Annotated in this window: 12 protein-coding genes; 9 read left to right on the top strand and 3 right to left on the bottom strand. The window is 72.6% G+C overall.

What is annotated here, in order from left to right:
- The 4 genes from RZ84_RS12070 to obgE all read left to right on the top strand — a co-directional run.
- Positions 1-3,079: Rne/Rng family ribonuclease (locus tag RZ84_RS12070; protein ID WP_241777670.1), on the top strand; the 3,079-nt coding region annotated here is incomplete at its 5' end.
- Positions 3,080-3,309: 230 nt separating this feature from the next.
- Positions 3,310-3,630 carry a 50S ribosomal protein L21 gene (gene rplU / locus RZ84_RS12065; protein ID WP_043264321.1) on the top strand — a complete coding sequence of 107 codons (321 nt, stop codon included), beginning with the start codon at positions 3,310-3,312 and terminating at the stop codon, positions 3,628-3,630.
- Positions 3,631-3,644: 14 nt separating this feature from the next.
- A complete protein-coding gene (rpmA, locus tag RZ84_RS12060) occupies positions 3,645-3,902 on the top strand; it encodes a 50S ribosomal protein L27 (protein ID WP_043264320.1) in 258 nt (85 codons plus the stop codon).
- Between the two features lie 156 nt (positions 3,903-4,058).
- On the top strand, positions 4,059-5,495 hold the full coding sequence (gene obgE / locus RZ84_RS12055) for a GTPase ObgE (protein ID WP_043264319.1): 1,437 nt from the start codon (positions 4,059-4,061) through the stop codon (positions 5,493-5,495).
- 93 nt (positions 5,496-5,588) lie between these two features.
- Here the strand turns inward: obgE and RZ84_RS12050 are convergent, their stop codons facing one another.
- Complete coding sequence (locus RZ84_RS12050; RefSeq protein ID WP_043264318.1) at positions 5,589-7,676, bottom strand: membrane protein; 2,088 nt, start codon at positions 7,674-7,676, stop codon at positions 5,589-5,591.
- Positions 7,677-8,039: 363 nt separating this feature from the next.
- Between RZ84_RS12050 and proB the strand changes: the two genes are divergently transcribed.
- Both proB and RZ84_RS12040 read left to right on the top strand, forming a co-directional pair.
- Positions 8,040-9,158: a glutamate 5-kinase gene (proB, locus tag RZ84_RS12045; RefSeq protein ID WP_078893708.1), complete on the top strand. Its 1,119-nt coding sequence runs from the start codon at positions 8,040-8,042 to the stop codon at positions 9,156-9,158.
- A gap of 213 nt (positions 9,159-9,371) precedes the next feature.
- Entirely contained in the window at positions 9,372-9,869 is a 498-nt protein-coding gene (locus RZ84_RS12040) for a hypothetical protein (protein ID WP_043264316.1), read from the top strand.
- A gap of 19 nt (positions 9,870-9,888) precedes the next feature.
- Here the strand turns inward: RZ84_RS12040 and RZ84_RS12035 are convergent, their stop codons facing one another.
- Positions 9,889-10,773 (bottom strand): IS982 family transposase, encoded by an 885-nt coding sequence (locus RZ84_RS12035; protein WP_043264315.1) that lies wholly within the window; start codon positions 10,771-10,773, stop codon positions 9,889-9,891.
- Positions 10,774-11,087: 314 nt separating this feature from the next.
- On the opposite strand from RZ84_RS12035, the gene RZ84_RS12030 reads away from it, so the two are divergent.
- From RZ84_RS12030 to RZ84_RS12020, 3 genes are all read left to right on the top strand, one after another.
- Positions 11,088-12,356 (top strand): glutamate-5-semialdehyde dehydrogenase, encoded by a 1,269-nt coding sequence (locus RZ84_RS12030; protein WP_043264314.1) that lies wholly within the window; start codon positions 11,088-11,090, stop codon positions 12,354-12,356.
- Positions 12,357-12,442: 86 nt separating this feature from the next.
- Positions 12,443-13,063: an SCO2584 family spore wall biosynthesis protein gene (locus RZ84_RS12025; RefSeq protein WP_043264313.1), complete on the top strand. Its 621-nt coding sequence runs from the start codon at positions 12,443-12,445 to the stop codon at positions 13,061-13,063.
- A 59-nt stretch (positions 13,064-13,122) separates the two neighbouring features.
- Positions 13,123-14,250: an SCO2583 family membrane protein gene (locus tag RZ84_RS12020; RefSeq protein WP_043264312.1), complete on the top strand. Its 1,128-nt coding sequence runs from the start codon at positions 13,123-13,125 to the stop codon at positions 14,248-14,250.
- Here RZ84_RS12020 and RZ84_RS12015 read toward each other — a convergent pair.
- Positions 14,213-15,298, bottom strand: coding sequence for a M48 family metallopeptidase (locus RZ84_RS12015; RefSeq protein WP_043264311.1), 1,086 nt, complete (start codon positions 15,296-15,298; stop codon positions 14,213-14,215). The two genes, RZ84_RS12020 and RZ84_RS12015, sit on opposite strands and share 38 nt — an antisense overlap.
- Positions 15,299-15,301: the final 3 nt, after the last annotated feature.

The following is a 15,301-nucleotide window of genomic DNA, read 5'->3' as shown; positions in this document are numbered from 1 at the left end:
GGCGCGGGCCGCCGCTGCGGAGGAGGGCACGCGTCCGGCCCGTACGCGTCGCCGGGCCGCCCGCAAGGCCACCGCTCCGGCGGGGGCGCCGCAGGCCGCCGCCGAGGAGAGCGCCGCCCCCGCCGCCGAGGCGGCCGAGGAGACGCCGGCCGCCGAGGCCGAGGCCCCGCGCCGCCGGGCGCGCCGCCGTGGTGAGCGCACCCCGGAGCCGGCCGCCGCCGAGGCGCCCGCGCCGCGTGCCGCGGAGGAGCCCGCGCAGGAGGCGCCGGTCCGCGGCCGTCGCCGGGCGCAGAAGCCGCCGACGGCGGTCTTCCAGGCGCCGGTGTTCACCGAGCCGATGTTCCAGACCCCGGAGAGCGCGGCTGCCGCGCACGCCGCCGCGGCCCGTCAGGACGAGGAGGCCGTGCCGGAGGCGGCCGAGGCGCCCGCGCCGCGCCGGCGCCGCCGCCGTGGTGCCGCCGAGGCCGAGCCGGTGGCCGCCGCGCCCGTCGCGGAGCCGGTCGCCGAGGAAGCCGCCGAGGCCGCCGAGGCGGAGGAGGAGCACGCCGAAGCTGTGCACGGCGAGGAGGGCGAGCGTCCGTCGCGCCGGCGCCGCCGGGGTGGCCGCCGCCGTCGCCGCGGCGAGGCCGCCGAGGGTGCCGAGGAGCAGGCCGCGGAGGGCGAGGAGCGCCCGGCCGCCGAGGCGGAGGCCGAGGCCGAGGCCGAGGAAGGCGAGGAGCGGGCCGCCGAGGCCGAGCACCCGGAGGCCGGGGAGCCCGCCGGCAGCACGAGCAGCAGCCGTCGTCGCCGTCGTCGCCGTCGTCGCAGCGGTGAGACCGCCGAGATGGAGGCCGGGCACGCCGACGACCCGGAGCGTACGGTCGTCAAGGTCCGCGAGCCCCGCAAGAAGGACGAGGGCACCGGCGCGGACGAGGTGCAGTCGATCAAGGGGTCGACGCGCCTGGAGGCCAAGAAGCAGCGCCGTCGCGAGGGGCGCGAGCAGGGCCGCCGCCGGGTGCCGATCATCACCGAGGCGGAGTTCCTGGCGCGCCGGGAGGCCGTCGAGCGGGTGATGGTGGTCCGCCAGAGCGGCGAGCGCACCCAGATCGGCGTTCTTGAGGACAACGTGCTCGTGGAGCACTTCGTCAACAAGGAGCAGGCCACCTCGTACGTCGGCAACGTGTACCTGGGCAAGGTGCAGAACGTGCTGCCCTCCATGGAGGCCGCGTTCGTCGACATCGGCAAGGGCCGCAACGCCGTGCTGTACGCGGGCGAGGTCAACTTCGAGGCGCTGGGCATGGCCAACGGGCCGCGCCGCATCGAGACCGCGCTGAAGTCCGGCCAGTCCGTCCTCGTCCAGGTCACCAAGGACCCCATCGGCCACAAGGGCGCCCGGCTGACCAGCCAGGTCTCGCTGCCCGGCCGCTACCTGGTCTACGTGCCCGAGGGCTCGATGACCGGTATCAGCCGCAAGCTCCCGGACACCGAGCGGGCCCGGCTGAAGCAGATCCTCAAGAAGATCGTCCCCGAGGACGCGGGCGTCATCGTGCGCACCGCCGCGGAGGGCGCGAGCGAGGACGAGCTGCGCCGGGACGTGGAGCGGCTCCAGGCGCAGTGGGAGGAGATCCAGAAGAAGGCGAAGGCGTCCTCGACCAGCTCGCCGAGCCTGCTCTACGGCGAGCCGGACATGACCGTCCGGGTCGTCCGCGACATCTTCAACGAGGACTTCTCCAAGGTCATCGTCAGCGGTGACGACGCCTGGGAGACCATCCACGGCTACGTCTCGCACGTCGCGCCCGACCTCGTCGACCGGCTCCAGAAGTGGACGTCGGAGGTCGACGTGTTCGCCACGTACCGGATCGACGAGCAGCTGATGAAGGCGCTGGACCGCAAGGTCTGGCTGCCCAGCGGCGGTTCGCTGGTGATCGACAAGACCGAGGCGATGGTCGTGATCGACGTCAACACCGGGAAGTTCACGGGTCAGGGCGGCAACCTCGAGGAGACCGTCACCCGGAACAACCTGGAGGCGGCCGAGGAGATCGTGCGCCAGCTGCGGCTGCGCGACCTCGGCGGCATCGTCGTCATCGACTTCATCGACATGGTCCTGGAGTCCAACCGGGACCTGGTGCTGCGGCGGCTGCTGGAGTGCCTGGGCCGGGACCGCACCAAGCACCAGGTGGCCGAGGTCACCTCGCTCGGCCTGGTCCAGATGACCCGAAAGCGGGTCGGCCAGGGGCTGCTGGAGTCGTTCTCCGAGCAGTGCGTGCACTGCAACGGCCGGGGCGTCATCGTCCACATGGACCAGCCGGCGGCGGCCGGCGGTGGCGGCAAGCGCAAGAAGAAGGGCAAGGCCGGCGCCAACGGCGCGCAGCCGGAGCAGCCCGCCGAGGCCGAGGTGGCCGTGGCGGAGGCGGCGCCGGAGCTGGAGCCCGTGGCGGTGACGGAGGCCGAGCTGCAGCCCTCGGTGGACGGCACCGACGAGTGGTACGGCAGCCCGGCCGAGGCCGAGGCCGCCGCTGCCGGGCGGGGCCGTGGCCGCCGCCGGGTGAGCCGCAAGGTGTCCGCTCCGGCGGGTGCGCCCAGGGCCGCGGAGGAGGCCGCCGCCATCGTGCTGCCGGCCGAGCCGGTGGCTCCGGTCGCCGAGCCGGAGCCCGCCGCGGAGCCGGTCGCCGAGGCGCCGGCGGCGGAGCCCGCGCCGGTCCGGCCGCGCCGCCGGGCGACCCGCAAGGTGACCGCCCCGGCGGGTGCGCCGGAGGCCGCCGGGGAGCCGGCGGGCACGATCGTGATCACCGCGCCGGCCGCCGAGGCCCCGGCCGAGGTCCCGGAGCAGCCCGCCGAGGCGGCCGAGGCCGCGGAGCCGGCGCCCGTGGCCAAGAAGACCGCGAAGAAGGCGGCGGCGAAGAAGACCACCGCCAAGAAGGCCGCGGCGAAGAAGACCACGGCCAAGAAGGCGGCGGCGAAGAAGACCACTACCGCCAAGAAGGCCACGGCCAAGAAGACCACCGCGAAGAAGACCACCGCCAAGAAGGCGGCGGCGAAGAAGACGGCGGCGGCCGAGCAGTCATCGGCCGGGTCGGTGTCGGCTTCCGCGGAGGACTGAGCAGTACCCGGTACCCCGGGCCGTCACGGCGGCCCGGGGCCGGTTTGACCCCCTGGTCGAGGCCCCGTAACCTTGACCGTCGGTGTCTGTGTGGCACCGCTCCCCTGAGCAACTACCTCTCGGTTCCGCCGAGGGAGGCCGCTCGTCCACTCGGATTCCACGGGCCGTATCCCGAGCCCGTGTGAGCGGCTGGCATCAGAGGATCCGAACCTAGCGAAAGAGAGTTCCGCGTGTACGCGATCGTGCGCACCGGCGGGCGCCAGCAGAAGGTTGCTGTTGGCGACGTCATCGAGGTTGACCGCATTTCCACCAGCAAGGTCGGCGACGCCGTCGAGCTCTCCACGCTGCTGGTCGTCGACGGTGACGCGGTCACCAGCGACCCGTGGGTCCTGGCCGGCGTGAAGGTCCAGGCCGAGGTCGTGGACCACCACAAGGGCAACAAGATCCGGATCCAGAAGTACAAGAACAAGACCGGTTACAAGAAGCGGATCGGCCACCGCCAGCTCCACACGGCGCTGAAGATCACCGGCATCGACGCTCCGGCGAAGTAAGGGACTGAGGAGACATGGCACACAAGAAGGGCGCATCGTCCACTCGGAACGGTCGCGATTCCAACGCTCAGCGGCTCGGCGTGAAGCGCTTCGGCGGTCAGGCCGTCCTCGCCGGTGAGATCCTGGTCCGCCAGCGTGGCACCCACTTCCACCCGGGCACGGGCGTCGGCCGCGGCGGCGACGACACCCTGTTCGCCCTGCAGGCCGGCGCGGTGCAGTTCGGCACCCACCGTGGCCGCAAGGTCGTGAACATCGTCCCGGACGCCCAGTAGTTCCGGCCCGGACGTAGCGGCGCAGCACGCCAAGGGCGGACCGCCTTTTCTCGCGGGAGCGGGAAGGCAGGTCCGCCCTTGGCGCGTTACGCAGAGACAACCCCCTGAATCCCAGCAGTACGCAGACGATCCCGCCGATCTGGAGGCATCCCCACCATGACCACCTTCGTGGACCGCGTCGAGCTGCATGTCGCCGCGGGTAACGGAGGCCACGGCTGTGCCTCCGTTCACCGGGAGAAGTTCAAGCCGCTCGGCGGCCCGGACGGCGGCAACGGCGGCCGTGGCGGCGATGTGATCCTGGTCGTCGACCAGGACGTCACCACCCTCCTCGACTACCACCACCACCCGCACCGCAAGGCCACCAACGGCCAGCCCGGCGCGGGCGACAACCGCGAGGGCAAGAACGGCAAGGACCTGGTCCTGCCGGTCCCGGACGGCACCGTCGTGCTGGACGGGAACGGTGAGGTGCTGGCCGACCTGGTGGGCCAGGGCACCACCTTCGTCGCGGGCCAGGGCGGTCGCGGCGGGCTCGGCAACGCCGCGCTCGCCTCCGCCCGCCGCAAGGCCCCCGGTTTCGCGCTGCTCGGCGAGCCCGGCGAGGCGCGGGACATCGTGCTGGAGCTGAAGACCGTCGCCGACGTGGCGCTGGTCGGCTACCCCAGCGCCGGCAAGTCCTCGCTGATCTCGGTGCTCTCCGCGGCCAAGCCGAAGATCGCGGACTATCCCTTCACCACGCTGGTGCCCAACCTCGGTGTGGTGACGGCCGGCGCCACGGTCTACACCATCGCGGACGTCCCGGGCCTGATCCCGGGCGCCAGCCAGGGCAAGGGGCTGGGCCTGGAGTTCCTGCGGCACGTCGAGCGCTGCGAGGTGCTGGTCCACGTCCTGGACACCGCCACCCTGGAGTCGGACCGCGACCCGGTCTCCGACCTCGACGTCATCGAGGCGGAGCTGGCGCAGTACGGCGGCCTCGGCGACCGGCCGCGGGTGGTCGTCCTCAACAAGGTCGACATCCCCGACGGCAAGGACCTCGCCGACATGATCCGCCCCGACCTGGAGGCGCGCGGCTACCGCGTCTTCGAGGTCTCCGCGGTCGCCCACCAGGGCCTCAAGGAGCTGTCGTACGCCCTCGCCGACATCGTCGCCAGGGCGCGGGCCGCCAAGCCGGTGCAGGAGGCCACCCGCATCGTGATCCGCCCCAAGGCGGTCGACGACGCGGGCTTCACGGTCACGCAGGAGGGCGACGGCTTCTTCCGCGTCCGCGGCGAGAAGCCCGAACGCTGGGTCCGCCAGACCGACTTCAACAACGACGAGGCGGTCGGCTATCTCGCCGACCGGCTCAACCGCCTCGGCGTGGAGGAGGCGCTCCTCAAGGCGGGCGCCCGCGCCCTGGACGGCGTGGCGATCGGCCCCGAGGACAACGCCGTGGTCTTCGACTGGGAGCCGTCGATGTCGGCCGGTGCGGAGATGCTGGGCCGGCGCGGTGAGGACCACCGCTTCGAGGCGCCCCGGCCGGCCGCGCAGCGGCGCCGCGACCGCGACGCGGAGCGGGACGAGGCGCAGAGCGAGTACGACGGCTTCAACCCGTTCTGACGCGGAGAGCCGAACGGCGCGGGCCCCCGGGAGGAGCACTCCTCCCGGGGGCCCGCGCCATGGTGTCCGGGGCCCTGAGCGGCCCGCTGCGGGTCAGACCGCGGCCGTCGCGTCCGGGGCACCGCCCGTGCCCTGCCCGGCCGTCCCGGCGGCGCCCAGGCCGCGCTGAGAGCGCTGCACGGGGATGCCGGAGAGCCGGCTCTCCATCCGCACCCGGCGTTCGTCGGCCTTGGTGCACAGGTTCCGCACGGCCTCCTCGAAGCGGACCGCCGACGGCGGGTCGGCCGGGCCGAGCAGATGCTCCTTCAGCTCGGCGCGGGCCGCGGCCAGGCCGTCCCGCTCCGGATGGCGCACCGCCGCCAGGAGGCCGGCCACCCCCTCCGCGTCCGGCGCCAGGATGGTCGCCGCCCGCACGGTCGGGAAGTGCGCCCGGAAGTCGTCCTCGTCCAGCCCCGAGGTGTTGGCGACCGCATACGGCTTCGCGCTGGTCAGGTAGTCGGAGACGACGCTGGAGACATCGCTGATCAGCACGTCCGACCGGTTGAAGCAGGCGAAGAGGCCGGGGCGGGCGTCGGTGACGACCAGGTGTTCCCACTCGGGGACGGAGTTCCAGTACGCGTCCTCCCAGGCGGCGACGGCGGCGTCCACGGCGGCGGCGCGGCCCTCCTCGGGGGTGCCCTGGAGCCGCATCCGCTCCAGCTCGTCGGCGCTGGCGCGGAAGTCGGTGGTGGTCAGCCGGTCCAACTCCGCTGTGCGGCGGGCGAGTTCGGCGGCGGCCTCGGGGCCGGGCAGCGCACCGCCGCGCCGGGCGTTGGCCTCCGCGATCATCGCCTGGATACGGGAGTCGGCGGCGCCCGCGCGCGGGTCCACGGAGCCGGTCATCGGGTGCGGCTTGTACAGCAGTCGTACCTTGGGGTCGGCGAGCAGCGCGCGGACGATGTTCTCGCCGGCCAGGATCACCGACGTGTTGCCCGGGTTGCCGTCCCAGCCCTCCCAGGTCGGCGCGTACAGCACGGTGGTGAACCGGCCGAGCGGGGCGCCCTCGTAGGGCCGGATCGGGGCCAGTTGGGGGCGGCCGACCTCGACGACGTCCTTGTCCTCGATGCCGATGTCGGCGAGCTGGTAGCGGTCCCGGGCCGCCGGACCGGCCACCCACACCTCGTCGTACGCCTTCGCGTAGGGGTTGCAGGAGGAGAGCTTGTCGCTCTCGCCGTGGTTGATGAAGGCGTGCTTGATGGAGGGGATCCGCAGGATCTGCGAGGTCTTGCCGGAGTTCGCCGGGTGGAGCAGGACCTTGAGGGTGGAGCGTTCCAGGCGCATCAGGTGCGCGACCTTCGGGATGCAGACGATCGGGATGTCGGTGGCCTCGATCTTCTGCACCATGAAGCGCTCGCGGAGCACGATGATGGGGTTGCCGCCCAGTCCGGCGAGGGTGCCGAGCCACATGTTGGCCTGGTAGGCGGAGGTCGAGCCGCCGGAGAAGTACATGCCCACCGTCGGCCGGTAGGCCGCCAGCCAGCGGTCCAGCCAGGCCAGGGCGCGCTGTTCGTCGAGGGTGCGCTTCCGCGGCAGCAGCCAGGTGCTCAGGTAGAGGGTGCCGCCCGCGGACAGCAGCAGCGCGACGGCGATGCCGAGGCCGCCCCAGGAGGCGTTGCCGGTGACCGCGGTGACCATCATCCCCGCCGTCGTGGGCACCGAGAAGCGCAGCAGCCGCCGGCCGGTCTGCCGGAAGAGCAGCCGCGGCGGGGCGTCGGTCAGCGCCAGCGCGCTTGCGTCGATGTTGCGGGTGACGAACGGCAGGGTGCGGGCCCTGCGGACCAGGACCGCGACCGTCTGGCACACGAAGTGGGTGCCGTAGAAGAGCAGCAGCGTGATGGTCAGCGGTGCCTGCTCCTCCAGGGGGTTGATGCCGTCGATGTGCAGCAGGCCGACCAGTATCACCATGTCCCGCAGCAGTTGACGCACCGTCACGTCGAAGCGGATCCGGCCGAGTACGGAGAGCAGGCCGGGCTGCTGGTGCTGCAGCACCAGGTCGAGGCCCAGGTTCACCACCGACGCGGCGATGAACAGCGGAATGACGGGCAGCAGCGCGCCGATGAGCTGGGCGATGAACGCGACCATCATCGCGAAGAGCGCCGCGAGTTGCATGGCACGTCTGGGGGCGATTCCGGCGGAAGGCACGGGAGGGGGCTCCTGGCGGCAAGAAAGGTCGGGAGAGGCCGGGACGGTGACCGGGGCCCGCGCTGCGACGCCGCAAGCGCGACGAAACGGGACCGATGGACACCCGACCGTATGACCTTGTTGGCCTTGGTGACAATCTGCTGTGGCTCTCTTCACCGCGAAAGCGGACCAATCGAACGCAACCTTTTGGCCTCTCTTACCGTCTTAACAAAAATCACGTCGGAGAAGTGGGATGTGGGCCTCCGGTGTCCGCCGGAACGTCCGCCAGGCGATATCCCGACGCGTCCGAAGCGGCCACTGCCGTAGATTTGCGGCTGTACGGAATTCGTACGGCAGTGGGATCGGCGAGCACAGGGGTAGCAGGTGGCAGGGGCAAGGCAGGACGTCGCGGACGCCCGCAGGATCGTGGTGAAGGTCGGCTCCTCCTCGCTGACCACCGCCGCCGGGGGGCTGGACGCGGACCGCGTCGACGCGCTGGTGGACGTGCTGGCCAAGCACCAGGACAAGGAGATCGTGCTGGTCTCCTCAGGGGCCATCGCGGCCGGGCTCGCCCCCCTGGGACTGGAGCGGCGCCCGCGGGACCTGGCCCGGCAGCAGGCCGCCGCCAGCGTCGGCCAGGGCCTGCTGGTCGCCCGCTACACCGCCTCCTTCGCGCGCTACGGCCGCCGGGTCGGTCAGGTGCTGCTGACGTCCGACGACACCGCCCGCCGGGCCCACTACCGCAACGCCTACCGCACCCTGGACCAGCTGCTGGCCATGGGGGCGGTGCCGATCGTCAACGAGAACGACACCGTCGCCACCGACGAGATCCGGTTCGGCGACAATGACCGGCTGGCCGCCCTGGTCGCCCATCTCGTCCGCGCCGACCTGCTGATCCTGCTGTCCGACGTGGACGGCCTCTACGACGGCGACCCCGCCACCCCGGGCACGTCCCGGATAGCGGTGGTCAGCAGCCCCAAGGACCTGGAGGGCATCTCCATCGGGAGCGCGGGCAAGGCCGGCGTCGGGACCGGCGGCATGGTCACCAAGGTCGAGGCGGCCCGGATCGCGGCGGCGGCCGGCATCCCCGTCGTGCTGACCTCCGCCGTGCACGCCGGGGACGCGCTGGCCGGCGGCACCACCGGCACCCACTTCCTGCGCACCGGCCGGCGCTCCGCCGACCGGCTGCTGTGGCTGGCGCACGCCTCCGCACCGCGCGGCGCGCTGGTACTGGACGACGGGGCGGTGCGGGCCGTCGTCGAGCGGCGCTCCTCGCTGCTGCCGGCCGGTATCGCCTCCGTCGAGGGCGAGTTCTCCGCCGGCGACCCGGTCGAGCTGCGGGACACCGACGGCCGCGCGGTCGCCCGCGGGGTCGTCAACTTCGACGCCCGGGAAATCCCTCGATTGATTGGCCGTTCGACCCGGGATCTGGCCCGCGAGCTCGGACCGGCGTACGAGCGCGAGGTCGTGCACCGCGACGACCTGGTGCTGCTGCACCACTGAGGCGGGCCGGTCCGGGACCCGCCGGCACCGGCCTTTCCACGGGCACCTTCGGCAAAACGCCCCCGCGACGGGCCGCGGACTGGTCAACTTTGTTGCGGGGGCGCCGTGGGGGAGCGGCGCCCGCAGCGCGCGAGCGCAGACGCCGAAGAACGACCGCACCAGTCGGCTCCGCACCCCCGGGGACGGAGCGATTCGCATCACAGGAGGCCGCCGGTGAGACGAGGGCGCCCAGGGGCACCGCCCCGAGGGACGGCGGAGCGCACACTGACCAGCGTCGGGACCGGCGGCGAAGCCGCCCGGCCGGCGGACGACCGGCTCGCGGAGCGGGACCGGACCGCGCAGCCGGCACCGCAGGGCGAGCGCCGCGAGTCCTCCCGGCTGTGGCACATCACCCTCAGCGTCTCGGGCGCGGAGGCTCCGCTGAAGGAGGTCCGGCGGTCGCTGGAGCAGCTCGCCCACGACCACCCCTTCCTGCTGACCAGCCGCTACGCCAACGACCACGCGGAGATCCGCTACTGGGAGGAGGCCCGGGACCTGCACGACGCCGCCGCGGTCGCCCTGCGGCTGTGGGGGGAGCACCGCTCGACGGCCAAGCTGCCGCCCTGGGAGATCGTCGGCCTGGAGGTCATCGACCGGGAGACCTACCACCAGCGCGTCGCCGAGGGCTACGGCCCGCCGCCGGCGTCCCCGGTCGGGGTCCATCCCTACTAGATGAATGAGTCCGATGTCTTCAGTGGTCGTAGGCGATCAGTGATCGCTTGGCTGGGGCGTTGGTGGTCCAGTTGTGCCAGATCGCGGTGGCCAGGGCGAGGAGTCGTTGGCCGGTGCGGGCGAAGACGCCAGCGCGTGTGCGGCCTCCGTGTTGTTCCAGGCTGAGCTGGCCTTTGAGGGTGTCGAAGACGGCCTCGATCCACTGGCGGACGTGGGCCAGGCGTCCATGTCGGACAGGCTCGTTCTTCAGGTCCGGCCGCACCAGATGGACGCCCAGGCGCTCTTCGAGGAACGCCTCGAACTCCCGCCCGGCGAAGCCCTTGTCCGCAAGAATCACTTGACCGGAGCGGACGAGGTGGTGGTCGCGTTCCAGCAGCGCGGTCATCACCTGGCGTTCGCCGAGTTTGGGGTTGGCCAGGCACCAGGTCACCGGCATGCCCTCGGCGGTGGTCAGCAGGTAGAGCCGAAAGCCCCAGAAGAAGCGGGAATGACTCGCGCAGTAGCCGTAGCCTGCGTGGCCGGCCAGGTCGGAGCGTTTGACTGTCTCGCGGGAGGCGGCGCACGGCAGAGGGGTGGAGTCGATCAGGCGCAGGTTGTCGTGCCAGGTGGGCATCTGCTGGGCCAGTGCCTGGAGCACGGCCGAGATCAGTGGGCCGGCGGCGTTCAGGCGCTTGTCGTAGGCGGATTGCGGGGGCAGGTAGCGGAAGAGGTGTCCCAGTCGGGCGTGGGCGAAGCGGATCCAGTGCCGGGCCGAGGGGAAGCCCAGCAGGACCTGGGCGACCGCCAGGCACAACAGTTCGGTGTCTGTCAGTTTCGGGGGTCGCCCGATCCGGCGACGCGGGGCCACATGGTCGTCGATGAACACGTACAGTGCCGCCAGAAGGGCGTCCAGGTTTGTCGTCACACACGAGCCAACGGGCGCCCTTCGCCATGGTCGCGGCCAGCACAAACATCGGACTCATTCATCTAGGGCTTCTTCCGTTTCCGTACCGGGGCCGCTCCCGTACCGGGGCCGCTCCGGCCCCGACCCGACGGACCGGCCCCGGACCCGGCCCACAGGGCCAGCCTCGGACCGGGCCCGGAGCGGGGCCGGGGCAGGGGCCCGGGCGTCAGGGCCGGCCCGTGGGTTTTCCCCAGTCCCCTTCCGCCGGTGATACGGGTGTCCCGCTCTGTGGAATGCGGCGGGGCCTCGGCGCGCGGCGGCGCTAGGCTGCGGCCATGACCAGCAGTGCATCGCAGTCCTCGCCCGTCCTCGACACCGCCCGCCGCGCCAAGGAGGCCGCCGCCGTCCTGGCGCCGCTGCCGCGCACGGCCCGTGACGGGGCGCTGCTCGCCATCGCCGCCGCGCTGGTGGCGCACACCGACGCGATCGTGGCCGCCAACGCCCAGGACATCGAGAAGGCCAGGGCCGCCGGCACCTCCGCCTCGATCGTGGACCGGCTCACCCTCACCCCCGAGCGGATCGCGGCCATCGCCGACGACGTCCGCAAGGTCGTGGCGCTGCCCGACCCGGTGGGCGAGGTGGTGCGCGGCTCGACCCTGCCCAACGGCCTCGACCTGCGCCAGGTCCGGGTCCCGCTCGGCGTGATCGGGATCATCTACGAGGCCCGGCCCAATGTGACGGTGGACGCCGCCGCGCTCTGCCTGAAGTCCGGCAACGCCGTGCTGCTGCGCGGCTCGTCCTCCGCCTACGCCTCCAACAGCGCGCTGGTGGAGGTGCTGCGCGGCGCCGTGGAGAGCGCCGGGCTGCCGGCCGACGCGGTGCAGCTGGTGCCCGGGGAGAGCCGGGAGTCGGTGCGCGAGCTGATGCGCGCCCGCGGCCTGGTCGACGTGCTGATCCCGCGCGGCGGCGCCGCCCTGATCCGCACGGTCGTCGAGGAGTCCACCGTCCCGGTCATCGAGACCGGCACCGGCAACTGCCATGTGTACGTCGACGAGGCCGCCGACCTCGAGATGGCGATCGACATCCTGGTCAACTCCAAGGCGCAGCGGCCCAGCGTCTGCAACGCCGCCGAGACGGTGCTGGTGCACGCCGGGATCGCCGAGAAGTTCCTGCCGCGCGCCCTGGAGGCGCTGACCCAGGCCGGTGTCGTGGTGCACGGCGACGCGGCCTGGCAGCAGGCCGGGCCCGGCCTGGTCGCCCCGGCCACCGACGAGGACTGGGCGACGGAGTACCTCTCCTACGACATCGCGGCGGCCGTGGTGCCCGACCTGGACGCGGCGGTGGCGCACATCCGGCGCTGGACCTCGGGCCACACCGAGGCCATCGTCACGGGATCGCAGGCCGCCGCTCGCCGGTTCACCCAGTTGGTGGATTCCACGACCGTCGCGGTCAACGCCTCGACCCGCTTCACCGACGGCGGCCAGTTCGGCTTCGGCGCCGAGATCGGCATCTCCACCCAGAAGCTGCATGCCCGTGGCCCCATGGGTCTTCCGGAGCTGACGTCCACCAAGTACATCGTCACGGGCGACGGCCACACCCGCTGAACCGCCCCGCGCACGGCCCCGTTCCGCACGCTGTTCCCTCGCTTCGCTCTCTGCCCAAACGGTCCGGCCGGGGCTACCCTGGACGGGTGCCGGACGACGTGGGGGGCACGCCGTTCCCGGACGGCGAGGAGCCCGACGAGCACCACCACGGGAGCCACGGAAGAGCGGACGAGGACTTCGCTTCCGTGGTCTTCGACGAGGAATTCGTACGGGCCGCGACGATCCACGAACCCTCGGCGGTCGAGCGGATGCTGGCCGCGGCCGAGGCGCGTGCGGAGGCCGAGGCGGCGGCCCGCCCGGGGCCCGGGTTCGGGCCGGAGGGCGACGACTTCGACTGCCCGGCGCCCGGCGGCCACGGGGCCTACGACGACGGATATCCGGCCGACGGCCCGTACGGCCCCTACGGCGGGTCGCTGCGCCCGTATCGCGGCAGCGCTCGCTGGCACCGCCCCATCGCCTGGGTGCTCGCCGTGGTGATGGGCATCGGGCTGGTGGCGCTGGCCTTCAGCGCCGTCTACCGGGGGGTCGCCGGCCGCCCCCAGAGCCCGGCGGCGCCGACCCGTACCAGCGGCGTGGACGCACCGGCCACCGGCACCCCGCCCACCGCCGGCACGCACATCGCGCACACGCCCCGCCCCGGCCTGCCACCACCCGCTTCCGCGGTGCCGGAGCACCCGTCGTCCTCCGCCGCGCCCCGGCCGCACTGACGTGAAGTTATGGCGTCTCCCGGCGTTTACCTTCGCCTCGGCAGACCTACCCTTGTGGTATGAGCCGGCCTGGTGACCCTCCCGAAGGGACGCCCGACGGCGCCCCGGGAGGCGGTGACGACGAGTACCGATCCGTTGTCTTCGACGAGTCGTTCGTCCGCGCTGCACGCCTGCAGGAATTCTCCGCCGACGAGCGGCTCGGCGAGCACCATTCACCGGCCGTGCGCACCCGCCACGCGTGGCTGCGGCTGGGCGGATCCCGCCAGGCGATCCTGCTGGTACTGCTGATCGTGCTGGCCTTCGGCACCGCCGTCTACATGGGCATACGCCACCCGTACAAGGCCCCGGAGCCCCTCCGGGCGCAGCCGCTGCGCTCCGCGGTGGTGCCGCTGGCGCCGGCCGGGACCGTACCGGGCGCGACCCCCGCCGACCTCTTCGCGCACAGCCCGGCGGCGGACTTCCGGATCGGCGCGGCGGGCGTCAACCTCCCCGACGTCGAGCGCAGTGCGCACTTCTCGGACGGCCAGATCGTCACCGCGCTGACCATCGCCAAGGACTACATCGTCCGCTCGTCGGTGGACCCGGCCACCCTCACCGGCGGGTCCGTACGGCCGGTGCGGCTGCTGCTGGACACCGGCCAACTCGACCAGTTCGACCGGAGCATGGCGCACCCCGACGACAACGGCCGCTATGCCGCGACCGGCTGGCTGGTCCGCTTCGACCCCCGGCGGACCGAGCTCGCCGACCGCGACGTCCGGGTCAACGGCACGCTGTCCGCGGTGGAGTTGAGCCCGGACGCGCTGGACGTCACCGCCGACTACACCTTCGTCTACGCCGTACGGCCGGTCGCCGGCGCCCAGCAGGACGGCGCCGCGGGGCAGCAGATCGGCACACCGACGCCGGGCGCCGCCTCGCTGGTCACCGTCCGGCGCGAGATGCACTTCCGGCTCAGCCGGGACGACCTCAACGACCACCGCCTCCAGGTGCTCCAGAGCAGCCTCCAGGCGGGACCGCTGTCCTGCTCGTCCGACCCGGCCGACGTGCTGCGTCCGCTGCTCGCGGGGCAGCACGCCGGCACCGACCGGCCCGCGGTGACCGACCCCTACGCCGCCGGCCGGCCCAACGCCTCGGTCTGCGGCGAGCTTTCGGCTACTTCCCAGCCGAACCCGAGCCACCCGATCCGTTAGCCCCACCGGAGCCGTCGGAGCGCGAGCCGAAGACCGTGTCGCGCAGCTTGCCGCCCAAGTCCCCCGCGCCGCCCGCGATATCGCGGACCAGGCCCATCAGCGGGTCCTTGCTGCTGCGCACCGAGTCGGCGTAGTGCGTGGCGGAGTCCTTGAACGAGTCGGAGACCGACGCGTCCTTGTCCTCGTCGCGGCGCGGGTAGTGGCCGTCCATGATGCGCTGGTAGTCGCGGCTCTGGGACCACTTCTTCAGCTCGGCCGCCCGCACGGTGGTGAACGGGTGGCTGCGCGGAAGGAGGTTGAGGATCTTCAGTACGGAGTCCCGCAGATCGCCGCCGGCCTCGTACTCCTCGGCCTGCGCGAGGAACGCGTCCACGTTCATCTGGTGCAGGTGGTTGCCGCCGGCCAGCTTCATCAGGCCGCGCATCGACGCCTGCAGATCCTGGCCGACCAGCAGGCCGGCGCGGTCCGCGGACAGCTCCGACTTGCGGAACCACTCGCGCAGCGCCGTCACGATCGCCATGATCGCGACATTGCCCAGCGGGATCCAGGCGACCTTCAGCGCCAGGTTCGTCAGGAACAGCAGAATCGTGCGGTACACCGCGTGCCCGGACAGGGCGTGGCCCACCTCGTGGCCGATGACCGCCCGCATCTCCTCCTCGTCCAGGAGCTCGACGAGGCCGGTCGTGACCACGATGATCGGCTCGTCCAGGCCGATGCACATGGCGTTGGGCTGCGGGTCCTGATTGACGTACATCGGCGGGACCTTCTCCAGGTCCAGGATGTGGCAGGCGTCCCGCAGCATGTCGTTGAGGTGGGCGAACTGCTGCTCGCCGACCCGGACCGAGTCCGACAGGAAGAGCAGCCGCAGGCTGCGCTCCGGCAACAAGCCGCTGAGCGTCTTGAAGACGGTGTCGAACCCGCTCAGCTTGCGCAGCGCGACCAGCGCCGAGCGGTCCGCCGGGTGCTCGTAGGACCGCGACGAGATACCGGGGAACCGCCTGCGGTCCCTGCTCGGTACGTTGGCGCTGCCGTCTGGGCTCTCCGTCATTGG

The sequence above is a fragment of the Streptomyces sp. CT34 genome (assembly GCF_000805335.1).
In the GTDB taxonomy this organism is placed as follows: domain Bacteria; phylum Actinomycetota; class Actinomycetes; order Streptomycetales; family Streptomycetaceae; genus Streptomyces.
The sequence above is the reverse complement of the archived record's forward strand: the minus strand, read 5'-3'. Positions and strand labels throughout refer to the sequence as shown.